Here is a 26,245-nt window from a genome sequence, read left to right as displayed (position 1 = left end):
GACAACACGCCGTACACGCGCTACTTCCTCGCCGACATCCTGCAGTTCCAGTTCTACAAATCGCTCTGCGATGCCTCCGGTTACAAGGGCCCGCTGTACCAGTGCAGCTTCGCCAACAGCAAGGAAGCCGGCAGTCGCTACTCGGCGATGCTGGCGAAAGGCGCGAGCCAGCCCTGGCAGAAGACGTTGAAAGAGCTCACCGGCGGCGAACAGATGGATGCCTCCGCCGTGCTGGAATATTTCGCGCCGCTCAAGACCTGGCTGGACGAGCAGAACAAGGGCAAGTCCTGCGGCTGGTAAGAACACGCGAAACGGGCTTCCCCGTATGAGCGGGCATGACTGCGATTTTTTCGTAGGAGCGGTCATGACCAAGTTTGCCTCAGCAGCGACTACACCCAAGCTCACCAGATTGCGTTGATCGGAAAATGGTTCGCTACGACTTGGACGAATCGCGCTCATGAGCGCTCCTACGGAAAAAGAAATGACCATCGTGCGCATCGAAACCGCCGACGAAGCCGCGCTCGCGCAGCTAAGCCCGCTGTTCCTCGGCTATCTGGATTTCTACGGCAAGCCGGCGTCGCTGGAGACGGTGAAGCATTTCCTTGGCGAGCGTCTGCGTCGCAAGCAGTCGGTGATCCATCTCGCTTTCATCGACGCGCAAGCCGTCGGTTTCATGCAGCTGTACCCGAGCTTCGCCAGCCTGTCGCTGGCGCCAAGCTGGATCCTCAACGATTTGTTCGTGCTGCCGGAAACGCGCGGCCGCGGCGTCGCCACCGCGCTTCTGCAGTCGGCGCGAACCTTGGCGGAAGAAACCGGGGCCCGCGAGATATTCCTGCAGACCGCGCGCAGCAATGCCACGGCACAACGCCTGTACGTCAATCATGGCTACGTGCGCGACGATGAATTCCTGGTCTACACCCTCGGCCTGCCGCGGTCCTGAGCCCGTGCTTCCCGTGGACGCGGGCTCGGGCAATACTCCGGCATCGACACCGCCGGCCGCCTGCCCATGAACGCCCTGCTCTCACCCAACGCCCTCAGCCCGCAAGCTCTCGACCACGCGCTCGCGCTGCCGGCACGCTATTACACCGATGCCAATGCGCCCACGCTCGATGCCCGCGCGGTGTTCGCGCACAGCTGGCAGCTGGTCGCGCACGAATCGCAGTTGCGCGATGCCGGCGATCACTGCGTCGCCGAACTCGCCGGTCTGCCGGTGGTGGTGATCCGCGATACCGAAGGCAAGCTGCGCGCGTACCACAACGTCTGCCGGCATCGCGCCGGCCCGCTTGCGCTCTGCGATGGCAAGGCGGCAAAAGTATTGCGTTGCAAATATCACGGCTGGACGTATGGCCTCGACGGCGTGCTGCGCAGTGCGCCGGAAATGTCGCAGACAAAGGATTTCGATCCGGCATCGATCCGCCTGCCGGAGCTGCGCGTGGACAGCTGGCACGGACTGGTGTTCGTCGCCGGCGAGGCGGCTCCGGCATTCGCGGATTTCGTGCGCGGCCTCGACGGCCCGCTGCGCTCGTTGTCGCCGCAGGACTATGTTTTCCATCAGCGCTTCAGCTATGAGGTCGCCTGCAACTGGAAGGTGTATTGCGACAACTACCTCGAGGGCTACCACGTCCCGCACATCCATCCGGGACTCAACAGCCTGCTCGACTACCGCCAGTACGTCACCGAAACCGGTGACTGGTTTTCCTACCAGTACAGCCCGCTGACCAGCGATGCCACGCTGTACGGCGACGGCGACGCGTTGTACTACTTCATCTATCCCAACACCATGCTCAACCTGTTGCCGGGCCGGCTGCAGAGCAATCGCGTGATTCCGCTGGGCGTGGATCGCTGCCGCGTCGAGTTCGATTATTTCTACACCGCCGACGAAAGCCCGGAAGCGCTGGCGCGCCGCGTCGCCGATCACGACTTCGCGCACCAGGTGCAGGACGAGGACATCGGCATCTGCGAACACGTGCAGCGCGGGCTGGCCTCGGGTTCGTACGAAGCCGGACGCCTGAATCCGCTGCGCGAAAACGCCGTACATCATTTCCACGAACTGTTACGCCGCGCCTATCGCGACGCAGCGGAAAACGCATGAGCACCAACGCGCGGCCGCTGGGCCTGTGGACCGCAATCGCGCTGGTGGTCGGCAGCATGATCGGCTCGGGCGTATTCCTGTTGCCGGCAACGCTGGCCTCGTTCGGCGCAGCGAGCCTGCTTGGCTGGGGCCTGACGCTGGCCGGCGCGCTGCTGCTTGCACTCGTGTATTCCTGGCTGGCGCGGGTCAATCCCGCCGATGGCGGCGCCTACGCCTATGCGCGCCAGGCATTCGGCGACGGCGCCGGTTTCTTCGTCGCCTGGAGCTACTGGACCTGCACCTGGTGCGGCAATGCCGCGCTGGCGGTGGCGTTCGCCGGCAGCCTCGGCGCGGTCTGGCCGGCAGCGACGGCGACACCGATGCGCGGCGCGATCTCCGCGCTCGCGGCGCTGTGGTTTTGCACGCTGGTCAATCTCGCCGGCCTGCGCGAAGCCGGACGCATGCAGATCATCACCACCATCCTCAAACTCGTGCCGCTGGTGTTGTTCGGTCTGCTCGGCCTGTTCTGGGTCAAGGCCAGTTCCTACCAGCCATTCAATCCCAGCGGGCAGCCATGGATGACGGTGACCACCACCGTTGCCGCGCTCACGCTGTGGGCGTTTCTCGGTCTGGAAGCCGCGACGATTCCCGCCGGCGCGATCCGCGATCCGGAGCGCACCGTACCGCGCGCGACGATCATCGGCGTGTTGATCGCCGGCCTGGCGACGATGCTCACCTGCACCGTGGTGATCGGCCTGCTGCCCGCGGACGTGCTGCAAAAATCCGCGGCGCCGATGGCCGAAGCGGCGAGCCGCCTGTGGGGTCCGATGGCCGGCGTCGGCGTCGGCGTGGTCGCGACCATTTCCTGTTTCGGCGCGCTCAATGGCTGGGTGCTGCTGCAGGCGCAGGTGCCGATGGCGGCCGCGCGCGATGGTTTGTTCCCGGCAGTTTTCTCACGACTCGACCAGCGCGGCACGCCCTGGTTCGGCCTGCTGCTCAGCACTTGCCTGGCCACCGCATTGGCGGCCGCCAATTTCAGCGAATCGCTGGTGACGCTGTTCAAGTTCTCGATCCTGCTCTCGACCGCCTCGGCGTTGCTGCCGTACGCGGTCAGCGTCGCGGCCTGGTTCAAGATGAATCCGGCGAGTTCGATCGCGGCAAAACTCGCCGGCGCCGGCGCCCTCGTCTACAGCCTCTGGGCCCTGATCGGCACCGGCAGCGAAGCGCTGATCTGGGGGGCGGGCCTGTTGCTCGCGGGCCTGCCGATTTACCTGTGGCAGCGGCGCGGCGCGTCGATGGCGGCGAACTCACCGCCAGCGTAATCGCATCGAATCGCGTCGACGGAAAACACGCGGCCTCACATCTCGTCGGTGGGCTCGAGGATTTCCGGCGTCGCACTCGGTTCCGGAAATTTGTCGGTGTGCGCGAGATACCAGCGCCACATACCGTAGGCGACGGCAGAAAACACCGCCGAGCCCAGCGCCAGATGCAGACCGCTGTCGCTGAGCAGCGGCGACAACACACCGGCGATCAGGGCGTTCGACAATAAGCCGACAAATGCCTGCATCGACGAGGCGCTGCCGCGCTGATTCGGGTACATGTCGAGGATGGCGATGGTGAGGATCGGGAATACCAGCGCGATGCCGAACGCGCTGAGCACGGTCGGCAGCACCGCCCAGGGCAGGCTCATCGTCGGGAACAGCAGCGTGTAGCTGATGTTGTAGGCCGCGGAAAGGCCGCAGAAGGCGAAGCCGATGTTGGCCAGGCGCACACCGGTCATGCGCCCGGCGGCGCGACCGCTGAAAAACGCGCCGAGGATCATGCCGCCGATGGTCGGTGCGAAGAAGTAGCCGAACTGCTGTTCATTGAGCTTGAGCAGGTCGAGCACGAAGGCCGGCGCGGAGGTGATGTAGAGAAACAACGCGCCGAAATTCGCCGTGCCCGCGAATGCCAGCAAACGGAAACGGCGATTGCCGACGATGTGTTTGTAGGCGCCGGCGAGCGCGCGCACGTCCAGCGGCAGGCGGCGTTCCGGCGGATGGCTTTCGGGCAACGCGAACGCGGTCGCGGTCAGCATCAGCAGGCCGAAGGCCGACAGGAACCAGAAGATCGCCTGCCAGTTGCTCCAGCCGAGGATCCAGCCGCCGATGATCGGCGCGATCGCCGGCGCGACGCCGAAGATCATCGAGATATGGCTCATCAGCCGCTGCGCGTCGTCGCCGTCGAGGGCATCGCGCACTACCGCGCGCCCGACGATCAGGCCGACGCCCGCGGACAGCCCCTGCACCACGCGCAGGAAAAGGATCTGCGGCATGCTCGTGGCCAGCGCGCAGCCGACCGAGGCCAGCGTGAAAACGACGATGCCGGCGAGAATCACCGGGCGCCGCCCCAGCGCGTCCGAAAGCGGGCCGTGAAACAGCGACATGCCGGCATAGCCAAGCAGGTACATGCTGATGGTCTGCTGCATCGCGACCTTGTCCACGTGCAGGTCGGCCTGCATCACTGCGAAAGCCGGGAAAATCGTGTCGATCGAGAACGGACCGAGCATCGCCAATGCGCCGAGGATGAAGGCGAGACGGGCGCGGGAAATGCCGAGATGGGAAATCATGCCGCCATTCTACCGACCGACCGCCGGCGATGGCTTGTGATGCGGCAAATCCGCCGCATACTTGCGTCATGAGCACACCCGTCCCCGAACTCTCCCTCGCCCGCCCCGATGGCGAAAGCTCGACCTCGTCGGTGCTGCGCCGCCTGTTTCCCTTCCTCAAGCCCTACCGCCTGCGCATCGCGATCGCGATGGCCTGCCTGCTGGTCGCCAAGGTCACCGGCCTGCTGGTGCCGATGGTGCTCAAGCGCCTGATCGACACCCTCGGCATCACGCCAACGCCGGTGCTGATCCCGGTCGCGCTGCTACTCGCCTACGGCACCGCGCGGCTTTCCGAGCGCGTGTTCACCGAGATGCGGCAGATTGTTTTCGCACGGGTGATGGCGCGCAGCTCGCGCATGGTGATGCTGTCGGTGTTCCGGCACCTGCACTCGCTGTCGCTGCGTTTCCACCTCAATCGCCGCACCGGCGGCGTCACCCGCGATGTCGAGCGTGGCGGCAGTGCGATCTCCGACCTGCTCGACTGGACGCTGTACACGATCATCCCGACGCTGATCGAGATCACCCTGGTCACCTGCGTGCTGGTGTTCCTGTACGACATCTATTTCGCGCTGATCACGTTCGCGGTGCTGGTCGCCTACGTCGCCTGGACGATAGGTGTGACCGAATGGCGCACCAAGTTCTATCGCGCCGCGGTCGAGGCCGACACTCGCGCCAGCGCCAGCGCGGTCGATTCCCTGCTCAATTACGAGACGGTGAAGTATTTCAACAACGAGGGCCACGAGGCCGCGCGCTACGACGAAAGCCTGCAGCGCATGGAGGAAGCCAACGTCAAGAGTTACAAGACCTTGGCCGTGCTCAACGTCGGGCAGAGCGCGATCGTCGCGATCGGCGTCACCGCACTGATGTGGAAGGCCGCGCATGGCGTGGTGATCGGCAAGCTAAGCGTCGGCGACCTGGTGCTGGTCAATGCCTACCTGCTGCAGATGGCGATGCCGCTCAATTATCTCGGCATGATGTACCGCGAGGTCAAGCAGGCGCTGACCAATATCGAGCGGCTCTGGGGCCTGCTGGACGAGCAGCAGGAAGTACGCGACGACGCTGGCGCGCAAACTCTGCATGCGATCCAGCCGCGTGTGAGTTTCGACAACGTGCGTTTCAGTTACGACACGCGCCGGGAAATCCTGCACGGCATCCGTTTCGAGATTCCGCCCGGGCACACCGTCGCGGTGGTCGGACATTCCGGCAGTGGCAAGTCGACGCTGGCGAGGCTGCTTTATCGCTTCTACGATGTCGACAGCGGATCGATCGCGATCGACGGCCAGGACCTGCGACAGCTGACGCAGTCCTCGGTGCGCGGTGCGATCGGCATCGTTCCGCAGGACACGGTGCTGTTCAACGACTCGATACGCTACAACATCCGCTACGGTCGACCCGCCGCCAGCGATGCCGAGGTCGAGGACGCCGCGAAAGCCGCGCACATCCACCACTTCATCGAGTCACTGCCCGATGGTTACGACAGCGAGGTCGGCGAACGCGGCCTGAAATTGTCCGGTGGCGAAAAACAGCGCGTGGCGATCGCGCGTGCACTGCTCAAGAATCCGGCCATCCTGATCTTCGACGAGGCGACCTCGGCACTGGATTCCGCGAGCGAAAAAGCCATCCAGTCCGAACTCGACCGCATCGCCGTCGGCCGCACCACGCTGGTGATCGCACACCGCCTGTCGACCGTGATGGACGCCGACGAAATCCTGGTGATGGATGCCGGCGATATCGTCGAGCGCGGCAACCACGCCGCATTGATCGCCCGCGATGGCCACTACGCCGCGATGTGGCGCTTGCAGCAGCAGACCGCAGCGGCGGATGCGGCCACGGTGTAGAAAACCGCGGTTGGCAGGTGCTTGGCAGGAGCGACGCAAGTCGCGAACGCCACGATCGTTGACAGTCGCGTTCGCGACTTGCGTCGCTCCTACCATCGTCATCAAAACGGCATCGGCAGGCCCAGATACGGCGCCGCCAGCCAATAGATGCCGGCGAACACCAGCGCCCACATCGCCAGCTTGAGCACGAAGCCGACAACCTTGATCGCCAGATAGAGGCCAACGATCACCACGATGATTCCGAGCCAGCTCATTGTCCGGTTTCCGCAGGAAGAATGCTGGCGAGTCTAGCCGATGCCGGCGCTGAAACCTTGGCCACGGGCAATCGGTGTAGTCTTTCCCCGTCCCGGCCAAAGGGTGCGCTGAAGACCATGCAGACAGGCACGTTCTTCCAATATCCCAGCGAGCCCGCGCAGCGCGCGGAGCCGGCGATGTCGCTGCTGCCCAAGGCCGGCAAGGAAGATTGGGAGCGCCTGCTGGCGCATACCTCGGCGCGCCGGTTCGTCGCCGGCGAATGGCTGATGCACGAAGGCGACCGTGACGACGCGCTGTATTTCCTCGCCGAGGGCGACCTCGAAGTATTGCTGCCCACCGGCCGCAACGGCGCGACGCGGCAACTGGCGGTGATCCGCGCCGGCTCGGTGGTCGGCGAACAGGCATTCCTCGATCGACAACCACGCTCGACGCATATCCGCGCGCTCAGCAATGGCGAGGTCTACCGCCTGAGCCGCGAAGCCTTCCTGGTTTTTTCCGCGCGCGAACCAGCGCTGGCCCGCGAACTGCTGATGGACATGGGCAGGATCGTTTCGCTGCGTCTGCGCGAAACCACGCGTCTGCTGGCGAAAAACTCCCGCTGAGGCATGGCCACCACGCGCGCCACGCAGTTTCCGAATTATCTTGAGCGTCGGCGTTGGCTGCCGATCTGGGTATGGCATGTGCTGCGTGCGCTCAGCCTGCTCGCCACGCTGGGCTTCATCGGCGTGTGCCTGCTGAAGCCGGCCTTCGCGCTGCAATGGTTCTGGCAGATCGTCGTACCGCTGCTGCCTTTGCTGTTCTGGTTGCTGCCCGGACTGTGGCGCAACCTGTGCCCGCTGGCTGCGAGCAATCAGCTGCCGCGGCTGTTCGGGCTCAGTGCGGGATTCACGCTGCCGGCTTTGCCACGTCGCTATGCGCCGCTGGTCGGGCTGGCGATGCTGTTCGTGTTGATCCCGATGCGGCATGTGCTGTTCGATCACGACGCGCACGCGCTGGCCTTGCTGATCGGCGAAGCACTCGGACTTGCCCTGGTCGGCGGCCTGTTTTTCAAGGGCAAGAGCGGCTGGTGCGGCAGCTTCTGTCCGCTGCTGCCGGTGCAACGCCTGTACGGGCAAACGCCGCTGGCGGTGATCAGCAACAGCCATTGCCAACCTTGCGTCGGCTGCACGCGCAACTGCTACGACTTCAATCCGCAGGTCGCCTGGCTCGCCGATCTGCACGACGACGATCCCGGCTACGGCGACGACCGCCGCCTGCTCGCGGGCATCCTGCCGGGATTGATCGTCGCCTATTACACGCTGCCTTGGCAGGGCGTGCCGCTGTGGTCGCTCTACCTGCATTTCGGTCTGTATTGCCTGATCGGCATCGGCGCCTACTGGCTGCTGGAAATCGTGCTCAAGACCAGCGCGCAACGCATCACGGCCTTGTTCGCCGTCGCATGCCTCAACATTTTCTATTTCTTTTCCGCGCCCGTGCTCGCGCACGGCCTGATCGCATTGGGTGTGCCCCTGCCCGATCCGGCCTTCGCGATCGCACTGCGCATCGCGGTCGCGGCGTATTCGTTGTTCTGGCTGCTGCGCACCTTCCGCAAGGAGCAAGCCTTCCTTGCTGAAAGCAATGCCAGCACCGGCCCGACCCAAGCCGACGCCGGCGCACTGTCCGACCATCGCCTCGGACGCCAGGGCGATCCGCTGGTACTGGTCGAACCCGGCGCGAAAAAATTGCCCGCGCAATCGGGGACGTCGTTGCTCGACCTGCTCGAACAAGGCGGCTGCGAGATCAACGCCGGTTGCCGCATGGGTGCCTGCGGCGCAGATCCGGTCGCGGTGATTTCCGGCGCGGATGCGTTGTCGCCGATGAGCGCACGCGAACGCGACACCGTGCAACGTCTGGGCTACGGCGACGGTGTGCGCATGGCCTGCTGTGCCAAGGTGCAGGGCGAAGTCGGCATCCATCTCGATCCACGCGTCGCTGGCAGCAGCGCCGGCAACGACGAACCGATCGCGGTACCGGCGGACCTGCGCCGCATCGTGATCGTCGGCAACGGCATCGCCGGCGTCACCGCCGCCGATGTGCTGCGCCGACACTGGCCGGATGGCGAACTGCACCTGGTCGGCGCGGAAAAACATCCGCTGTACAACCGCATGGCGATCTCGAAACTCATTTACGGCCGCGCTGCGATGAGCGGGCTGCTGTTGATGCCGGAGCGCTGGTACGAAGAGCGCAAGATCACCACCTGGCTCAACACACGTGTGCGCCGCATCGATTGCGCGGCGCAGAAGGTTGAACTCGCCACCGGCGAAACCATCGCCTACGACCGTCTCATCCTTACCGCCGGCAGCGCCGCGCATGTGCCGGCGATCAGCGGCTTCGAACGCCCCGGCGCCTTCGTGCTGCGTACCGCCGACGATGCGATGGCGATCCGCGAATACGTGCAACGCCACGACTGCCGCCAAGCTGTCGTCGCCGGCGGTGGCTTGCTCGGATTGGAAGCGGCGTACGCGTTGTCGCAGCTCGGGCTGCGCGTGCGCGTACTCGAACGCTCCGGGCATCTGCTGTCGCGCCAGCTCGATACCGCCGGCGCGGAATTGCTGCGTGCCTATCTCGAAGGTCTGGGCCTGCAGGTCGCGCATCGCGCCGAACTCGTTGCCGTCGAAGGCAAGGGCAAGGTCGAGCAACTGCTGCTCAGCGACGGTCGAAAAATGTCCGCCGACCTGTTGCTGGTCGCCGCCGGCATCGTGCCCAACCTGCACCTGGGCCGCGACGCCGGCGCCGAATCCGGACGCGGACTGATGGTCGACGAAGGCATGCGCACCAGCCTGCCGAACGTTTTTGCCGCCGGCGATATCGCCGAATTCCGCGAGCGCCCCGGCGAGATCGCCGGCCTGTGGACGCAGGCCGTGGAGCAGGGTCGGGTCGCGGCGATCAATGCTCTCGGCGGCGAGGCCAGCTTCCAGCCAACGCCCCTGCCAACCGTACTCAAGGTCGTGGGTTTCGACATGACCTCGATCGGCGATTTCCGCGGAAAACCGACCGACTTCATCATGAAAGTCTCGGGCCCGGGCAGTTATCGCCGACTGGTCCTGCGCGAGGGTCGCGCGGTCGGCGCAATCTTGCTCGGGCAGCCGCAGCTGGCCGACGCGGTGATCGCTGCGGTCAGTGCCAAGCGCGACCTGCAGGCGCAGGTCGAGGCGCTGCGCGCCGGCGACTGGCGCGGGCTCGCGCAAGCCTAAAGACGCTAGAATCCCGTCAGACCCGGGCGGCAGATGCCGCTTGTTCCACCCCCAGAACCAGGCCCCATGATCGAGCCACGTCCGCTGCCACGCCTACTCGCACCCGCGACGAACCGCCTTTTGCTGCTTTTGTTTTTCGTCGGCGTGAGCGCGGCGGCTTTCGCGCAACAGCCCGATCGACCGCCGCCACCGCCCCCGCCGAACCACGCACCTTTCGGCAACGATCGTCCACCACCGCCACCACCACCGCCGCCCGGATGGAATGCCGGCGCGCCGAACACGCAACCGCCTGCTGCGAGCCCAGTGCCGCCGGCAACTGCCGTCACGCCCGAGCCGACAGCAGCAACGCCAGCCGTCGTCGAAGGCAGCGTCGCCGACCTCGAAAACAAACTCGCCGACGCCCGCCGCAGCAACGACAGCCAGCGGATCGACAGCGCGCTGATTCGTCTGGCCGATGCGCAATTGCAGGCCGGACAAAGCAACGCCGCGCTGCCGCTGCTCGACGAAGCGGTGAATCTGGCTGACCGCTACGACGATGATGCACAGGGTCGCGAAGCCGCACTGATGCTGGCGAAAGCCTATGTCGCGCTCGGCGATACCGGCATGAGCGAGACTTGGACCACGCGCGCCGAACAATTCCGCGAACGCATCGAACGCCGGATCGCGCCGCTGCCGGAAGCCACTGCCGCCACGAGCAACGCTGCACCTGCCGCGGTTCCCGTCGTCGCCAGCGATGCGCAGGTTGCCGACGTCGCGAACAACACCCGTGCGCCGACCTCGCACAACACGATCTGGTTGTGGCTGCTGCTGCCGGCGTTCCTGTTGCTGGCCTGGGCCTGGTTGCGCAGCCAGCGCAAAGCCGACGATCTGCAGGGCGAAACCGAACGCCTCGCCCGCCACCAGAAACATCTGCGCAACGCCCACGAGAACCTGCAGCAGCAGGCCGAGCACCTGCGCCAGACCGCGACCCAGGATGCGCTCACCGGCGCATTGACGCGGCAGGCGTTCGCCAACGATCTGGCCGAACTGCTGCACCACGCGCAGCACTATGGCAAACCGGTCGCTTTCCTTCTTTTCGACCTCGATCACTTCAAGGCGGTCAACGACACCTACGGCCATCTCGCCGGCGATATCGCCCTGAAGATGGTCGCCGGCGTCGTCCGCGAAAATCTCGAGAGCAAGGATCTGTTCGGTCGTTTCGGCGGCGACGAATTCCTGATCGCCTGCATGGACGGCGATGCCACTTCGACGCCGACGCTCGCGGAAAACATCCGCGCTTCGGTGCGCAAGCACGCACTCGACGGCCACGATTCCCTGCACGAAATCAGCGTCAGCATCGGCATCGCCATCGCCGATCGCGAACAGGGCTACGAAATGGCTGCGCTTTTTTCCCGCGCAGATACCGCGCTCTACGCCGCCAAACGCGCCGGACGCGACTGTGTCCGACTCGCCGATGCCAACCTCGCCACGCCGCCGGGCAGCGAATTCCCGCTGCGCAGCCTCGCCGCCACGCCCAACGACATTTGATCCCGTGCCGACGCGCCGGATCCAGCAACCGCCAGTGAGCCCATGACCGAACCCGCACGCCCCAGTTTTCACGGCTTTGAACAGATCCCGCTGCGCGAATACGCCGAGCGCGCCTATCTCGATTATTCGATGTACGTCGTGCTCGATCGCGCCCTGCCCTTCCTCGGCGACGGCCTCAAGCCGGTGCAGCGCCGCATCATCTACGCGATGAGCGAGCTCGGCCTCAACGCCGCCGCCAAGCCGAAGAAGTCCGCACGCACGGTCGGCGACGTGATCGGCAAATTCCACCCGCACGGCGACAGCGCCTGCTACGAAGCGCTGGTGCTGATGGCGCAGCCGTTCTCGTACCGCTATCCGCTGATCGAGGGCCAAGGCAATTTCGGCTCCACCGACGATCCGAAGTCGTTCGCGGCGATGCGTTACACGGAATCGAAACTCACGCCGATCGCCGAAGCCCTGCTGGGCGAACTTGGTCAGGGCACGGTCGACTGGAATCCGAACTTCGACGGCACGCTGGAAGAGCCCACCTGGCTGCCGGCGCGCCTGCCGCATTTGTTGCTCAACGGCACCACCGGCATCGCGGTCGGCATGGCGACGGATGTGCCGCCGCACAACCTCAACGAAGTGGTCAGCGCCTGCATCCGCCTGCTCGACGATCCCGACGCCAGCGTGCGCGACCTCTGCGAACACATCCGCGGCCCCGACTATCCGACCACCGCCGAGATCATCACGCCGGCGGCGGATCTTCTGGCGATCTATGAAACCGGCGGCGGCAGCGTGCGTGCGCGCGCGACCTACACCCGCGAACACAACAACATCGTGCTGACCGCGCTGCCCTACCAGGTGTCGCCGTCGAAGATCATGGAGCAGATCGCGCTGCAGATGCGCGCCAAGAAACTGCCTTGGCTGGAAGACCTGCGCGACGAATCCGATCACGAGAATCCGGTGCGTCTGGTGCTGGTGCCGCGTTCAAACCGCGTCGACGTCGAATCGTTGATGGGCCATCTGTTCGCCACCACCGATCTGGAAAAAAGCTTCCGGGTCAATTTCAACATCATCGGCCTCGACGGCCGGCCGCAGGTCAAAAACCTCAAGACCTTCCTCGCCGAATGGCTGCTGTTCCGCACCGACACCGTGCGCAAGCGCCTCAAGTACCGCCTGGAAAAAGTCGAGCGGCGCCTGCATCTGCTCGACGGTTTGCTGGTTGCGTTCCTCAATCTCGACGAAGTCATCCGCATCATCCGCAGCGAAGACGACGCCAAGCCAGCGTTGATGCTGCGCTTCGGCCTGAGCGAAGACCAGGCCGACTACATCCTCGACACCAAGCTCAAGCAGTTGGCGCGTCTCGAGGAAATGAAGATCCGCGGCGAGCAGGACGAGCTGGCCAAGGAACGCGACAGGATTTCCGGCATCCTCGCCTCGCCTGCCAAGCTCAAGAAGCAGGTCAAGGACGAGCTGTTGGCCGATGCGAAGAAGTTCGGCGACCCGCGCCGCTCGCCGCTGGTGCAACGCGGCGCAGCGCAGGCGATCAGTGAAACCGAACTGGTCGCGAGCGAGCCGGTCACCGTGGTGCTGTCGGCGAAGGGCTGGATCCGCGCTGCCAAGGGTCACGAGGTCGACGCCGCGTCATTGAGTTATCGCGACGGCGACAAACTTCTGCAGGCGGTGCGCGGCCGCAGTACGCAGCAGGTCGCCTTCCTCGATTCGAGCGGGCGCAGTTATTCGGCGCTGGCGCATACGCTGCCCTCGGCGCGCGGCAATGGCGAACCGTTGTCGGGCCGCTTCTCGCCACCGTCCGGCGCGCAATTCACCGGCCTCGCGGTCGCCGACAACGACGCGCGCTTTCTGGTCGCCTCGAGTTTCGGTTACGGCTTCGTCACGCGTTTCGAGAATTTCACCGGCCGCAACAAGGCCGGCAAGCAGTTGATCAACGCCGATGACGCTGCCGATATCCTGCCACCGGCGCCGGTGCACGGCAGCGACGACTGGATCGTCGCGGTCACCAACAGCGGTCATCTGCTGGTGTTCCCGATCGCGGAGTTGCCCGAACTCGACAAGGGCAAAGGCAACAAGCTGATCCAGATTCCGCCGGCGAAGCTGAAATCGGGTGAGGAAAAAGTCATCGCCGTCGCCAGCGTGCGCCAAGGCGGCGAGCTCGTGCTGTTCTGCGGCCAACGCAAACTCGTGCTCGGCTGGCGCGACCTGCAAGCCTACGAAGGCGCACGCGCCTCGCGTGGCAATGGCTTGCCGCGCGGATTCCAGCGCGTGGATGCGGTGGAGACCACCTGAAGCGCGCATCGTCGTAGCGGCCAGCTTGCTGCGGTTGTGTCTGCCTTAAAATCTCATCGTTGCAACCGCGGCGCCGGGACCGACGGGGAATCCGTGCCGGTTCGGTCGACACATCCTGTGTCGAATCACCGTCGCAGGCCATCCATGGCCTGCTCACGGACACACTCCGTCGGCCCCGACGCCGCTATGAAATTGAAGCGTGATTCATCGAAAAGCGAAAAATCTCTTTTGCAATTGGCGATGAGATTTCGGAGCGCTCCCGAAACCCATGGGAAGACTGTGAGCCGGCCAAGGAGGGCCGGCGACGGTGAGTCAGCACAGGATGTGCTGACCGAACCGGCATCGGTCATCCCGTGGGATTCGGGAGCGCGGTTGCGACGAAGAAAGTTCGGCGAGGCGAGCATGGTCGCCAGCACGCTGGCTCCTACGATTCAGAAAGCGTCAGGTTGCCGCGAGATGCACTCCCGCCACCGCGCGTCCCGACGGATCCGCGGCATTCTTGAACGCGGCGTCCCACTCGATCGCCGCCGCCGTCGAGCATGCGATCGACGGACCACCGGGCACCGTGCGGGCACTGTCTTCGCCGGGAAACGCCTGCGCGAACATGCGCCGGTACATCAGCGCTTCTTTCGTGCCGGGCGGGTTGTGCGGAAATTGCCGCGCCGCGCGCGCGAGCTCTGCGTCGCTGATCGTAGCCTCGGCGTGTGCCTTCAGCGAATCGATCCAGCCGTAGCCGACGCCGTCGCTGAATTGCTCTTTCTGCCGCCACAGGATGCGCTCGGGCAAGGCGCCTTCGAACGCCGAGCGCAGCACGGCTTTTTCGATGCGGCCAGCGCGCACGCGCTTGTGTTCGGCATCCATCGACATCGCCACGTCCAGGAATTCCAGATCCAGGAAAGGCACGCGCGCTTCCACACCCCAGGCCGCCATCGCCTTGTTGGCGCGATTGCAGTCGTACAGATGCAGCGCGTCGAGCTTGCGCACGGTTTCCTCGTGGAAAGCTTCGGCTGACGGCGCCTTATGGAAATATAGATAGCCGCCGAAGATTTCATCGGCGCCCTCGCCGGAAAGCACCATCTTCACGCCCATCGCCTTGATGCGCCGCGCCATCAGGTACATCGGCGTCGACGCACGGATCGACGTGACGTCGTAGGTTTCGATATGGCGGATCACGTCTGGCAGTGCGTCCAGACCTTCCTGCACGGTGAACTTGAATTCATGGTGGCTGGTGCCGAGCGCATCGGCAGCGACGCGCGCCGCCGCGAGATCGGGCGAGCCTTCCAGTCCGATCGCGAACGAATGCAGGCGCGGCCACCAGGCTTCCTCGCGATCGTCGCTTTCGACGCGATGGCGTGCGAACTGCGCGGCACATGCCGCGACCAGGGAAGAATCCAGACCACCGGAAAGCAGCACGCCATACGGCACGTCGGTCATCAGCTGGCGATGCACCGCCGATTCCAGCGCCGCGCGCAGCGTCGTCGGTCCGACCTCGACGCCGCGCGTGACTTCATAATCGCGCCAGTCGCGCGCCCAGTAACGCACCGGCGTGCCGATGCGGCTGTCGAGGTAGTGGCCGGGCGGAAATACCTCGATGTCGGCGCAGACACCGACCAGCGCCTTCATTTCCGAGGCGACATGCAGGCGGCCCTCGCTGTCGTGGCCGGTGTAGAGCGGACAGACGCCAAGCGGATCGCGTGCGATCAGGTAGCGCTTTTCAACCGCATCCCAGAGTGCGAACGCGAAGATGCCGTTGAGCTTGCCGAGGAAATCGACACCGTGTTCGCGATACAGCGCGTTGATCACCTCGCAGTCGGAATCGGTCTGGAAATCGTAGCGTTCGTGCAATTCCTGGCGCAGTTCGCGGTGGTTGTAAATTTCGCCATTCACCGCCAGCGCCAGTCCGCCATCGGCCGAACGCAACGGCTGCGCGCCCGAGGAAACGCCGACGATGGCGAGGCGTTCGTGCACCAGCATCGCCTGGGCATCGACATAGACGCCGCTCCAGTCGGGGCCGCGATGACGCTGGCGCGCACTTTGCGCCAAAGCCTGCAGACGCAAGGCGGACAGGTCGACGCCTGCCGCGATATCGAAGATGCCGAGAATCGAACACATGATCGTTGCTCCGTGAAATTGAAAGGCACAAAACAAAAAACCCGCACTTTTCAGTGCGGGCCGTGGGATTGGGGCTGTTGCTAGTTTCGCTACGCCTAATCGCCGACCCGCCTGCGCGTCCGGTTATTGTTGTTGGCGTTATTGTTCAGGCATGCGCTGAGCGGACCCTTGACGGTCCGGTGCGCGGAAAGAGTGCTGGCCTGAAAACGATGCATGGCCCGATTGAAGCCGATTGCCGGCCGTCGCGCAAGTGGCCGGCATGAATTGGCGCGGCCGCGCTGCCTTTGATAGCCCCGGCAGCTCTCATCGCGATGGCGACCGCTGCCACATTTCGGTTCCCACGATCGGCTAGCATTCGCTGTCCCGCCGGAGCCCCATCATGACCCGACTGCCGCGCCTGTTGTTGCGCCTGATCCTTGTGTTGCTTTTGCTCGTGATCTTGGCCCTCGCAACCGGCTGGTGGGCGATGCGCGGCAGCCTGGCCACGCTCGACGGTGAGCTCTCGCTGCCCGGCCTGTCGGCGCCCGTGCAAGTCGAACGCGATGCCCTGGGCGTAGTCACCATCCACGCGGCAAATCAGGTCGACGCTGCGCGCGCGCTCGGTTACGTGCACGGCCAGGAACGTTTCTTCGAGATGGACCTGCTGCGCCGATCGGCCGCCGGCGAACTGTCCGAGCTCTTCGGCAAGATCGCGATCGAAAAGGACAAGACCGCGCGCGTGCATCGCCTGCGCGCACGCATCATGGAAAACATGACCGCGGTCGCCGGCGACAAGATGCCGGTGTTGCAGGCGTATACCGATGGCGTCAATGCCGGCCTGGACAGTCTGCGCGTGCGGCCCTGGGCATACCTCCTGCTCGGCAGCAAACCGCGGCCCTGGCAGCCAGCCGACACCGCGCTGGCCGGTTACGCGATGTTCTTCGATCTGCAGGATGAAGCGAATTCGCGCGAGCTCGCACTGTGGAAAATGAAACAGGTCGTTCCCGATGCGCTCTATCAGTTGATCGCCGCCGATGGCAGCGAATGGGATGCGCCGCTGTTCGGCGCGGCGCGCGGCAACGTAGCGCTGCCGATGCCTGATGTTCTTGATCTGCGCAAACTTCCGATGCCGGACAAGGACAGCGGCACTGTCGATTCCGAACCCGGCGCGCCCGGCAGCAACAATTTCGCCGTCGCCGGTGCGCTGACGAAAGACGGCCGCGCGATCGTCGCCGATGACATGCACCTGGGCCTGCGCGCACCGAACATCTGGTTCCGCGCGCGCCTGCTGTATCCGGATGCGCGCGCCCCCGACGGCAAGGTCGATGTCGGCGGTTTCACCCTGCCCGGCATTCCCGCGGTAATCGTCGGCAGCAACACGCATGTCGCCTGGGGTTTCACCAATAGTTACGGCGACTGGCTGGATTTCTATCGCGTCGATTGGCTCGATGCCGGCAAGACCCGCTACCGCGTGCCGGAAGGCGAACAGAAGTTGCGAGTCACGCACGAAACCATCCTGGTCAAGGGCGAAGCCGACGTGGATTTCATCGTGCGGGAAACCCGCTGGGGCCCGATCGTCAAGGATCAGAACGACGGCAGCGCGCTGGCATTGCGCTGGACGGCGCAGTTGCCCGGTTCGCTCAATCTCGATCTCGCTGATCTCGCGCGTGCCGGCGGTCTCGATGCCGGGCTCGCGGTCGCGGATGTCGCCGGAATTCCCGCGCAGAATCTCGTCATCGGCGACAGCAGCGGCCGCATCGCCTGGCGACTGACCGCGAAGATGCCGCTGCGAAGCGGCAATTGCAACGCGAAGGAACCCTTGACCGTGGCTGCGCCCTGCCGTTGGAGCGGTTGGCTTGCCGCCACGGAAAATCCGAGCCTGATCGACCCTGCGAACGGCCGGCTGTGGACCGCGAACGCGCGCGTCGTCGACGGTGACGCGCTGCGTCTGATCGGCGACAACGGCTATGCCAATGGCGCGCGTGCGCGGCAGATCCGCGACGATCTGCTGGCGAAGGATCGCTTCGACGAACGTGATCTGCTGGCGATCCAGCTCGATGATCGCGCGCTCTTCCTGCAGCGCTGGTGGACCTTGCTGCGCGCGCATGCGCTGGCATCGAACGACCCGGCCTGGAAGGAAATCGAAGCCGCGACGCGGCGCTGGGATGGCCGCGCCGCGCCGGACTCGGTGAGCTATCGCGTCGTGCGCGCCTGGCGTCTGGCGGTGATCGATCGCATCAAGAAAGGTTTGATGGCTCCGGCGATGGCAGAGCTCGGCAAGGATTTCGTGATGCCCGACCTTCCGCAGATCGAAGGCGTCGCCTGGGAACTGGTGTCGCTGCGGCCCGAGCATCTGCTGCCGCGGAAATTTTCCAGCTGGGATGCCTTGCTGCTCGACGCCGCGCGCGAAACCACCACCGATCTCGATCGTCAGGGCCCACTTGCGCAGCGCACCTGGGGCGAGCGCAACACTGCGCATATCTGCCATCCGCTCGCGCGCGCCCTGCCCGGTTTCGCGAAATCGCTGCTGTGCATGCCCGCCGAAGCACTCGCCGGCGACGTGAACATGCCACGCGTGGTCGGTCCGGAATTCGGCGCCTCGGAACGCATGGTGGTGTCGCCTGGCCACGAGGCCGACGGCATCATCCACATGCCCGGCGGACAAAGCGGCAACCCGCTATCGCCATTCTGGGGCGCTGGCCACGAAGCCTGGGTACGTGGCGAGCCGACGCCGTTCCTGCCGGGCAAGACGACGCACACGATGAGGTTGAGCCCCGGCGACAAATAATTTCATTGCTGGAGGTAGGAGCGACGCAAGTCGCGAACACCTCACATCGTCGGAACATCCGTTGGCGGCGTGTTCGCGACTCGCGTCGCTCCTACAGCCGCTCCTACAAGAGCAACAGCTTTTCCGCGACCTCGCGATAGATCGCCGGCAGGCGCAGCAGCTCATCCACGGCGACGCGTTCGTCGATCTTGTGGATGCTGGCGTTGATCGGGCCCATCTCGATGACCTCGGCGCCCAACGGCGCGATGAAGCGTGCGTCGGAGGTGCCCCCGCCGGTGTTCTCGTCGGGTACAACGCCGCAACGTGCGATCAATACTTCGCGCGCGGCACGGCGCAGCTTGCCTTCGCGCGTGAGAAAGGGCTCGCCACCGCGATGCCAGCGGATCTCGTATTCGAGTCCGTGACGATCGAGCACGGCATGCACCTCGCGCTCCAATGCCTCGGCCTGCCAGCCCGGGTTGTAGCGGAAGTTGAACACCACCTCGCAGGCCCCGGGAATCACATTGTTGGCGCCGGTACCGGCGTGGATGTTGGAAATCTGGAAACTCGAGGCCGGGAACTCCGGCGCATCGGCCGGATAACCTGCATCCCACTGCCGGGCGCAAAGCTCGGCCAGCGGCACCATCGCCTGGTGGATCGGATTGCGCGCGCGTTCGGGATAGGCGACGTGGCCCTGGATGCCGCGCACCGTCAGCGTGCCCGACAAGGTGCCGCGACGTCCGACGCGCAACAGATCGCCAAGCTGCTTGATCGAGGAAGGCTCGCCGGTGACGCAGTAGTCGATGCGCTGCCCGGTGGCGCGGAAATGCTCGGCGACCTTGCGCACGCCATCGATGGCATCGCCTTCTTCATCAGAAGTCAGCAGCACGGCGATGGTACCGGCGTGATCGGGATGCGCCGCGACGAAATCTTCCGCTGCAATCACGAAGGCCGCGACACTGCCTTTCATGTCGGCGGCACCGCGACCATAGAGATGGCCATCGCGGATGGTCGGCACGAACGGATCGCTGTTCCAGTCCTCTTTCGGCCCGGTCGGCACGACATCGGTATGACCAAGAAAAACCAGCACCGGCGAACCGTGGCCGTGCGTCGCCCAGAGATTTTTCACCGGACCGAACGGCAGATTTTCGATGCGGAATCCGGCATTCGCCAGGCGTGCAGCGATGAGTTCCTGGCAGCCCTCGTCTTCGGGAGTCACCGAAGGGCGGGAGATCAGATCGCAGGTGAATTCGAGGACGTTGGGGCGGGTGGTCATGGGCTCACTTTACCTTGCGGGCGATTTGAATGCCCCTCACCCTGCCCCTCTCTCCGCAAACAGGAAGAGGGGATCATCTGCTGCAGAGAACGGTCGTGGCCAACAATCATCACGCCGCAAGAGTCTATTTCGCCACGCCAAATCGTTGTTTGAAGCCATTGTCGGTAAACCCGACGCTGACCGCGCCATCGTCGGTGACGACCACCGGCCGCTTGATCAGCGCGGGATATTCCTTGAGCAGCAGCGTCCATTCCGGATCGCTCTGCGGCGACTTGCGCGGCTCCGGCAGCGTGCGCCAGGTGGTTGAAGCACGGTTGATGAGCTTGTCCCAGCCGCCGAGTTGCTTCGCCCATTGCCTCAGCGTTTCCGGCGACTGCCGCTGCGCGCGGTAGTCGATAAAGTCGTGTGCGATACCGAAGCGCGTCAGCCAGTTCTTCGCCTTCTTGCAGGTATCGCAATTGTCGAGGCCGTATAACGCCGTCATGTCAGCTCCTTTCCGGAATTCGCTCAACGACCGGAGCGTGCGCGATCCGTGCGTTGGATCAGATCTTCCGCAAGCGGATGACGCGCGAATGGATTGAAGGAAAAATTCTTCGGCGGAATAAACGAAACCTCATCTCCGAATTTCCCAGGTTTTCGCAGGCGCAGGCTCAAGCGCGGCGGGTTGGTCATGCGCGACATGCTGATGTTCATGACGTCGGACAGGAGTATCCGATCCTCGACACCGCGCCTGCGAATGATCAAGGCATCGCCGGAATCCTGTACCTCGTCCGCCAGATCCCAGATCAGCAGACGGAACATGAGCGCACCGAACAGCACCATGACCACGGGTATGACGAGAAACACCGGATCCTTCCTGACCGCGCCGCCAAGTACGCTGACAAGAGTGAACACGCTCAGGAATCCCAGCCAGATGACCGGGAAGATCTTCTTGATGAAGAAGGTCTGTCGCGAGGAAATGACCCTCACTCCACCGCCCCACGCAGCAACTCGTTCACCGATGTCTTGCTACGCGTCTTCTCGTCGACCTGCTTGACGATCACCGCGCAATACAGCGAATACTTGCCATCGGCCGAGGGCAGCGAGCCGGAGACGACGACGCTGCCGGCGGGTACGCGGCCGTAGCTCACTTCGCCGGTCGCGCGGTTGTAGATGCGTGTGCTCTGGCCGATGAACACGCCCATGCCGATCACGCTGCCGCGTTCGACGATCACGCCTTCGACCACCTCCGAACGCGCGCCGATGAAGCAGTTGTCCTCGATGATCGTCGGCGCGGCCTGCAATGGCTCCAGCACGCCGCCGATGCCGGCGCCGCCGGAAATGTGGCAGTGCGCGCCGACCTGCGCGCAGGAACCGACGGTTGCCCAGGTATCGACCATCGTGCCGATGCCGACGTGCGCGCCGATGTTGACGAAACTCGGCATCAGCACGACGTCCTTGCCGATGTGCGCGCCGCGGCGCACCACCGTGCCGGCGACGACGCGGGCGCCGAGCTCACGGAAATCATTTTCGTCAAAGCCTTCGAAACGCGTCGGCACCTTGTCCCAGTAGGGGCCCGGTGCGCCTTCGACGAGCTGCATGTCGTTGCAGCGGAAATACAGCAGCACGGCTTTCTTCAACCATTCGTTGACCTGCCAGCCACCGCCGCGCATCGGTTCGGCGACGCGCAGGCGTCCGGATTCGAGCAATGCGACGACCTCTTCCACCGCCGGTCGCGTCGAGCCGTCGATTTCCGTTGCGGTCAGGCTGGCGCGGCGCTCGAAGGCATCTTCGATGGTCGCGCGCAGTTCGGCCTCAGCGGGCGGATGCTGATTTGCCATGGTGTTGTTCTCCTTCGGCGCAGGCGATCAGGGCGCTGCGCAATGGTTGCAGGGATTCGGCATCGCCCAGCGCGTGGTCGTGCTGGTCGCTGAGCAGGAAAAAATCCTCGACGCGTTCACCGAACGTGGCGATGCGCGCGTCATGCACGCGCAGGCCGTTGGCACGCAGCACCTGCGCGATGTCGGCGAGCAGGCCGGGGCGATCGGTACAGACCAGGCTCAAGCGCGTGCGTTCGCTACCGGCAACCGCATCGAAATCCACGCGCACCGGCACGCGGAAATGCCGCAGTTGCCGCGGTGTCGCGCGACGCGCTGGCCTGACCTGCGAGGGATCGCGCAGCGCGCCGAGCAGTGTCTGCGCGATGCGCACCGGGTCGGGCGTGTGCGCGCTGGCCAGTGCCTGGAAGCTGTCGAGCACGTAGCCATCGGTCGAGGTGAGGATGCGCGCATCGAGCACGCTCATGCCGAGGCGATCGAGCGTGGCGACCAGCGCCGCAAACAAACCGTCGCGGTCGTGCGAACGCACGAATATTTCCAGCGCGCCGGGATGATCGTGGCTGCGCACCAGAACCTGCGAAGCGAGCGCGGCGTGCGCGAGCACGCCTTGCGTCTGCCAGACCAGCTGCTCGGGGCGATAGCGCAGAAAAGCTTCTTCGGGAAACGTCGCCCACAAGGTCTGGATCGCGGTTTCGTCGAAACCGAGGTCGAGCAGTTTCGCCAGCGCCATGTTGCGCGTGTCGGCGATGATGTCGCCGGCGTTGAGCGGATTTTCCAGGCCGCGACGCAGGGCGTAACGCGTGGCCGTGTAAAGATCGGCAAGCAGCCGGTCCTTCCAGGCGTTCCAGAGTTTTGGACTGGTGCCGGCGATGTCGGCGCAGGTGAGCAGATAGAGATAGTCGAGATGCTCGCGATCGGCCACGCGCGTGGCAAAACGGGTGACGACCTCGGGATCGGAAATATCCTGGCGCTGTGCGGTCACCGACATCAGCAGATGTTCGCGCACCAGCCAGACCAGCAGTTCGGTGTCGGCGAGTGGGAGTTCGTGCGCCTCGGCGAACACGCGCACGTCGTCGGCGCCGAGTTGCGAATGATCGCCGCCACGACCCTTGGCGATGTCATGAAAAAGCCCGGCGATGAGCAGAAGAAACGGCTTGCGCAGGCGCGGCACCACTTCCTGCGGCAGCGCGAAACCCTCGACCGGGCCGCTCAGGAATCCGTCCATGAAACGCAGCACGGTCAGTGTGTGCTGATCGACCGTGTAGACGTGGAACAGGTCGTACTGCATGCGCCCGGAAACCTTTCCGAACTCCGGCAGGTAGCGCGCAAGCACGCCCAGCCGCGCCATGCGCTTGAGCATCGGCACGGCACGCGCTTCCGACAACAGGGCGATGAACTGCGCGCGCACTTCGGCGGGTTGTTCGCGATACGGCTTGATCAACGGCAGCGATTCCGCAAGCGCGCGTGCGGTTTCCGAATGCAGGCCACGCGCGACATCGATGCGCGACCAGACGCTGAAAAGCTGCAGTACGCGGCTCATGTCGCCAGCGATCTGAGCGGTATCGACCATCGCCAGATAGCCGTGACGCAACACGTACCCGGGCTCGACCGGCACCGGCGTGGTTTCGCCCGACAATTGTTCCTCGAAGCGCTGCAGCAGGCGATCGTTGATGCGCAGCATGGTCGCGGCGGCGCGGAAGAACCCCTGCATCATCTGTTCGACGGCGAGGTTGTCCTCGGCATCGCTCAGGCCCATCAGTGCCGCCAGCGTCTTCTGGTGATCGAATACCAGACGTTCCTCGCGCCGTGGCGCGACCAGGTGCAGGCCGAAGCGCAGTTTCGCCAATACCCGCCATTCGCGTTCGAGCGTCGCGCATTCGTCTTCGCCGAGCAGGCCCAGCGGCACCAGCGCGCGCAGGCCGGGCACGCCGTAAAGGCGCATGCCCATCCAGGTGACGGTGTGCAGGTCGCGCAAGCTGCCCGGGCCTTCCTTGAGATTGGGCTCGAGATTGTCGGCGGTGTCGTTGTAACGCGCATGCCGTGCGCGTTGTTCCTCGCGCTTGGCCTCGAAATATTTTTTCGGCGGCCAGAGTTTTTTCGGCGCCAGCGCGGCGGCCAGTTCGCTGCGTGCGGCGTCGCTGCCGGCGAGCGTGCGCAATTCCATCATCGAAGTCAGCGTGGCGATGTCGTTCTTCGCGGCATCGACGCATTCGCGCAGCGAACGCAGCGCGTGGCTGGCGGCGAGGCCGGCATCCCAGAGCAGCGCGATGAAGCGCGAGATCGCCGGCAGGGATTTCTTCTGGAATTTCGGCTCGGCCAGCACCAGCAGGTCGATGTCCGATTGCGGATACAACTCGCCACGGCCATAACCACCGGTCGCGAGCAGGGACAGCGCGGGATCGTCGTTGAGGCAGCGCGTCCAGGCCGACGCCACGACCGCATCGATCGCCGCGCACTGCCGCGCGATCAGGCGTTCGATGCCCTCGCCTGCCGAATACGCTGCCTGCAGCGCGGCGCGTTGCTCAGCCAGGGCGGCGCGGACGGCGTCGCGCCAGGCTTGGTCGTTGCCGACCTGAGTCAGGGTTGCCGCCAGGGGATCGGCGGCCGCGCTCACAGATCGTTGTCGTCGCCCGGCACGCGGGTGAGGATTTCCACGCCATCGGCGGTGACCAGCACCGTGTGCTCCCACTGCGCCGACAGCGAGCGGTCCTTGGTGACCACGGTCCAGCCATCGGGCATCAGGCGGGTGTGGCGGGCACCTTCGTTGATCATCGGCTCGATCGTGAAGGTCATGTTCTCCATCAGCCGGAAACCTTCGCCGGGCTTGCCGTAATGCAGCACCTGCGGATCTTCGTGATAGACGCGGCCGATGCCGTGGCCGCAGTACTCGCGCACCACCGAGAAGCGCTCGGCCTCAGCATATTGCTGGATGGCGTTGCCGATATCGCCCAGCGTGGCGCCGGGCTTGACGGTGCGGATGCCGCGGAACATCGCCTCGCGGGTGACGTCGACCAGGCGCCGGGCGATCACCGAGGCATTGCCGACCACATACATGCGGCTGGTGTCGCCGTGGAAACCGTCCTTGATCACGGTGACATCGATATTGATGATGTCACCGTCCTTGAGAATCTTGGCTTCGGTCGGGATGCCGTGGCAGATGACGTTGTTGACCGAGGTGCAGACCGTCGCCGGGAAGCCCTTGTAGCCAACGTTGGCCGGGATCGCCTGCTGCACGTTGACGATGTGATCGTGGCAGATGCGGTCGAGTTCGGCGGTGCTGACGCCGGCTTTCACGTGCGGGGCGACGATTTGCAGCACTTCCGCGGCCAGGCGGCCGGCGACGCGCATCTTGGCGATGTCTTCGGGGGTCTTGATGGACACTTTCATGCCCGGATTATCCAACACTTGCGGGCACTTAGGCCAGACGAGTAGAATGCGCGGCTCGCCCGGGACCCCCTGGGCGAACGCCCACGCCGAGCGTCATCGGTGAATTCGCACACCTGGCTACAACCCGCTCCGGGGTGCCTGGATCCAAGGATCCGGGTTCGAAGCGGCGGTCAGGTGGAGGCCCAACCCCGGAACCATCAAAGCCGTAGATCCGGCTGGTTCCCTATTCAAAGGCTACTCCCATGCCCCAAGTCACCATGCGTCAGATGCTGGAAGCCGGCGTCCATTTCGGCCACCAGACCCGCTACTGGAATCCCAAGATGGGCCCGTTCATCTTCGGCGCCCGCGGCAAGATCCACATCATCAATCTCGAAAAAACCCTGCCGCTGTTCACCGACGCGATGAATTTCGTCTCGGCGCTGGCGCAGAAGCGCGGCACCATCCTGTTCGTCGGCACCAAGCGTTCGGCCCGCGACGTGGTCAAGGAAGAAGCCGAGCGTTGCGGCATGCCGTACATGAGCATGCGCTGGCTGGGCGGCACGCTGACCAACTTCCGTACCGTCAAGCAGTCGGTGTCGCGCCTGAAGGAACTCGAAGCCGGTGAAACCGACGGCACGTTCCAGAAGATGGTCAAGCACGAAGTGCTGGGCCTGCGTCGCGAGCGCGAGAAGCTCAATGCTTCGCTCGGCGGCATCAAGGACATGAACCGCCTGCCCGACGCGCTGTTCGTGATCGACATCGGCCACGAAAACATCGCCGTGCAGGAAGCCAAGAAGCTCGGCATCCCGGTGATCGCGGTCGTCGATACCAACTACGATCCGACCCTGGTCGACTACCCGATCCCGGGCAACGACGACGCCATCCGCGCCGTGCAGCTGTACGCCCGTGCCGCCGCCGACGCCGTGCTCGAAGGCAAGGCCGCCGCGCCGTCGGCCGCCAACGTCCGCGAAGAAGACTTCGCCGAAGCCGCTGCCGGCGAAGGCGAAGACAAGAAGGGCCCGCGCCGCGCCCCGGCCAGGAAGGCCCCGCCGCGCAAGCCGCAGGCCA

The 26,245-nt window shown here is 64.8% G+C and carries 19 protein-coding genes and 1 pseudogene; 11 read left to right on the top strand and 9 right to left on the bottom strand.

The features are described from left to right. From VKM35_RS08725 to VKM35_RS08710, 4 genes are all read left to right on the top strand, one after another. Positions 1-300, top strand: a 300-nt coding sequence (locus VKM35_RS08725) for a M2 family metallopeptidase (protein ID WP_324320470.1), incomplete at its 5' end; no start/stop codon positions are given. 157 nt (positions 301-457) lie between these two features. Beyond that, a complete protein-coding gene (locus tag VKM35_RS08720; protein ID WP_324320468.1) occupies positions 458-940 on the top strand; it encodes a GNAT family N-acetyltransferase in 483 nt (160 codons plus the stop codon). Between the two features lie 66 nt (positions 941-1,006). Continuing rightward, positions 1,007-2,092 carry an aromatic ring-hydroxylating dioxygenase subunit alpha gene (locus VKM35_RS08715; protein WP_324320466.1) on the top strand — a complete coding sequence of 362 codons (1,086 nt, stop codon included), beginning with the start codon at positions 1,007-1,009 and terminating at the stop codon, positions 2,090-2,092. Further along, complete coding sequence (locus VKM35_RS08710; RefSeq protein ID WP_324320464.1) at positions 2,089-3,393, top strand: amino acid permease; 1,305 nt, start codon at positions 2,089-2,091, stop codon at positions 3,391-3,393. The genes VKM35_RS08715 and VKM35_RS08710 overlap by 4 nt, the downstream gene beginning before the upstream one ends. A 35-nt stretch (positions 3,394-3,428) precedes the next feature. Here VKM35_RS08710 and VKM35_RS08705 read toward each other — a convergent pair whose 3' ends face one another. Beyond that, the gene (locus tag VKM35_RS08705; protein ID WP_324320462.1) at positions 3,429-4,679 is read right to left on the bottom strand and encodes a multidrug effflux MFS transporter; all 1,251 of its coding nucleotides are present in this window, start codon (positions 4,677-4,679) and stop codon (positions 3,429-3,431) included. Positions 4,680-4,747: 68 nt separating this feature from the next. On the opposite strand from VKM35_RS08705, the gene VKM35_RS08700 reads away from it, so the two are divergent. Beyond that, complete coding sequence (locus tag VKM35_RS08700) at positions 4,748-6,556, top strand: ABC transporter ATP-binding protein/permease (RefSeq protein ID WP_324320460.1); 1,809 nt, start codon at positions 4,748-4,750, stop codon at positions 6,554-6,556. A 101-nt stretch (positions 6,557-6,657) separates the two neighbouring features. Here the strand turns inward: VKM35_RS08700 and VKM35_RS08695 are convergent, their stop codons facing one another. Then, positions 6,658-6,810: a hypothetical protein gene (locus VKM35_RS08695; RefSeq protein WP_324320459.1), complete on the bottom strand. Its 153-nt coding sequence runs from the start codon at positions 6,808-6,810 to the stop codon at positions 6,658-6,660. A gap of 117 nt (positions 6,811-6,927) precedes the next feature. On the opposite strand from VKM35_RS08695, the gene VKM35_RS08690 reads away from it, so the two are divergent. The 4 genes from VKM35_RS08690 (at position 6,928) to parC (ending at position 13,860) form a co-directional block, all read left to right on the top strand. Next, entirely contained in the window at positions 6,928-7,413 is a 486-nt protein-coding gene (locus VKM35_RS08690) for a cyclic nucleotide-binding domain-containing protein (protein ID WP_324320457.1), read from the top strand. Positions 7,414-7,416: 3 nt separating this feature from the next. Continuing rightward, positions 7,417-10,044, top strand: coding sequence for an NAD(P)/FAD-dependent oxidoreductase (locus VKM35_RS08685; protein ID WP_324320455.1), 2,628 nt, complete (start codon positions 7,417-7,419; stop codon positions 10,042-10,044). Between the two features lie 66 nt (positions 10,045-10,110). After that, positions 10,111-11,571, top strand: a complete 1,461-nt coding sequence (locus tag VKM35_RS08680) for a GGDEF domain-containing protein (protein WP_324320453.1) — start codon at positions 10,111-10,113, stop codon at positions 11,569-11,571. A 42-nt stretch (positions 11,572-11,613) separates the two neighbouring features. After that, on the top strand, positions 11,614-13,860 hold the full coding sequence (gene parC, locus VKM35_RS08675) for a DNA topoisomerase IV subunit A (RefSeq protein WP_324320451.1): 2,247 nt from the start codon (positions 11,614-11,616) through the stop codon (positions 13,858-13,860). A 441-nt stretch (positions 13,861-14,301) separates the two neighbouring features. Here the strand turns inward: parC and asnB are convergent, their stop codons facing one another. Further along, a complete protein-coding gene (gene asnB, locus VKM35_RS08670) occupies positions 14,302-15,972 on the bottom strand; it encodes an asparagine synthase B (RefSeq protein ID WP_324320449.1) in 1,671 nt (556 codons plus the stop codon). A gap of 379 nt (positions 15,973-16,351) precedes the next feature. Here asnB and VKM35_RS08665 point away from each other — a divergent pair, with 379 nt between their 5' ends. Beyond that, positions 16,352-18,739 (top strand): penicillin acylase family protein, encoded by a 2,388-nt coding sequence (locus VKM35_RS08665; RefSeq protein ID WP_324320447.1) that lies wholly within the window; start codon positions 16,352-16,354, stop codon positions 18,737-18,739. 103 nt (positions 18,740-18,842) lie between these two features. Here the strand turns inward: VKM35_RS08665 and dapE are convergent, their stop codons facing one another. The 6 genes and pseudogenes from dapE to map form a co-directional block, all read right to left on the bottom strand. After that, positions 18,843-19,994 carry a succinyl-diaminopimelate desuccinylase gene (gene dapE, locus VKM35_RS08660; protein ID WP_324320445.1) on the bottom strand — a complete coding sequence of 384 codons (1,152 nt, stop codon included), beginning with the start codon at positions 19,992-19,994 and terminating at the stop codon, positions 18,843-18,845. 124 nt (positions 19,995-20,118) lie between these two features. Then, on the bottom strand, positions 20,119-20,478 hold the full coding sequence (locus tag VKM35_RS08655) for a Spx/MgsR family RNA polymerase-binding regulatory protein (protein ID WP_324320443.1): 360 nt from the start codon (positions 20,476-20,478) through the stop codon (positions 20,119-20,121). Positions 20,479-20,501: 23 nt separating this feature from the next. Then, the gene (locus VKM35_RS08650) at positions 20,502-20,963 is read right to left on the bottom strand and encodes a hypothetical protein (RefSeq protein ID WP_324320441.1); all 462 of its coding nucleotides are present in this window, start codon (positions 20,961-20,963) and stop codon (positions 20,502-20,504) included. Continuing rightward, positions 20,960-21,784, bottom strand: a pseudogene (dapD, locus tag VKM35_RS08645) (2,3,4,5-tetrahydropyridine-2,6-dicarboxylate N-succinyltransferase); the annotation flags it as partial. The pseudogene dapD and the gene VKM35_RS08650, both read right to left, overlap by 4 nt. Positions 21,785-21,788: 4 nt before the next feature. Then, positions 21,789-24,425 carry a [protein-PII] uridylyltransferase gene (gene glnD / locus VKM35_RS08640; RefSeq protein ID WP_324320439.1) on the bottom strand — a complete coding sequence of 879 codons (2,637 nt, stop codon included), beginning with the start codon at positions 24,423-24,425 and terminating at the stop codon, positions 21,789-21,791. Continuing rightward, entirely contained in the window at positions 24,422-25,198 is a 777-nt protein-coding gene (gene map / locus VKM35_RS08635; protein WP_324320437.1) for a type I methionyl aminopeptidase, read from the bottom strand. Before map ends, glnD begins: the two co-directional genes overlap by 4 nt. Positions 25,199-25,440: 242 nt before the next feature. Between map and rpsB the strand changes: the two genes are divergently transcribed. Further along, the coding region (rpsB, locus tag VKM35_RS08630; RefSeq protein ID WP_324320435.1) for a 30S ribosomal protein S2 at positions 25,441-26,245 on the top strand (805 nt) is incomplete at its 3' end.

Source organism: Arenimonas sp. (assembly GCF_035312645.1).
Lineage (GTDB): Bacteria > Pseudomonadota > Gammaproteobacteria > Xanthomonadales > Xanthomonadaceae > Arenimonas.
Note: the sequence above shows the minus strand (reverse complement) of the source record. Positions and strands in the feature narration are given on the sequence as shown.

Coding starts and splice junctions, on each gene's coding strand:
- VKM35_RS08710 (WP_324320464.1), top strand. CDS start 2,089: ATGAGCACCAACGCGCGGCCGCTGGGCCTGTGGACCGCAATCGCGCTG.
- VKM35_RS08695 (WP_324320459.1), bottom strand. CDS start 6,810: ATGAGCTGGCTCGGAATCATCGTGGTGATCGTTGGCCTCTATCTGGCG.
- VKM35_RS08720 (WP_324320468.1), top strand. CDS start 458: ATGAGCGCTCCTACGGAAAAAGAAATGACCATCGTGCGCATCGAAACC.
- VKM35_RS08700 (WP_324320460.1), top strand. CDS start 4,748: ATGAGCACACCCGTCCCCGAACTCTCCCTCGCCCGCCCCGATGGCGAA.
- map (WP_324320437.1), bottom strand. CDS start 25,198: ATGAAAGTGTCCATCAAGACCCCCGAAGACATCGCCAAGATGCGCGTC.
- asnB (WP_324320449.1), bottom strand. CDS start 15,972: ATGTGTTCGATTCTCGGCATCTTCGATATCGCGGCAGGCGTCGACCTG.
- parC (WP_324320451.1), top strand. CDS start 11,614: ATGACCGAACCCGCACGCCCCAGTTTTCACGGCTTTGAACAGATCCCG.
- dapE (WP_324320445.1), bottom strand. CDS start 19,994: ATGACCACCCGCCCCAACGTCCTCGAATTCACCTGCGATCTGATCTCC.
- VKM35_RS08690 (WP_324320457.1), top strand. CDS start 6,928: ATGCAGACAGGCACGTTCTTCCAATATCCCAGCGAGCCCGCGCAGCGC.
- VKM35_RS08685 (WP_324320455.1), top strand. CDS start 7,417: ATGGCCACCACGCGCGCCACGCAGTTTCCGAATTATCTTGAGCGTCGG.
- VKM35_RS08680 (WP_324320453.1), top strand. CDS start 10,111: ATGATCGAGCCACGTCCGCTGCCACGCCTACTCGCACCCGCGACGAAC.
- VKM35_RS08665 (WP_324320447.1), top strand. CDS start 16,352: ATGACCCGACTGCCGCGCCTGTTGTTGCGCCTGATCCTTGTGTTGCTT.
- VKM35_RS08705 (WP_324320462.1), bottom strand. CDS start 4,679: ATGATTTCCCATCTCGGCATTTCCCGCGCCCGTCTCGCCTTCATCCTC.
- VKM35_RS08655 (WP_324320443.1), bottom strand. CDS start 20,478: ATGACGGCGTTATACGGCCTCGACAATTGCGATACCTGCAAGAAGGCG.
- VKM35_RS08715 (WP_324320466.1), top strand. CDS start 1,007: ATGAACGCCCTGCTCTCACCCAACGCCCTCAGCCCGCAAGCTCTCGAC.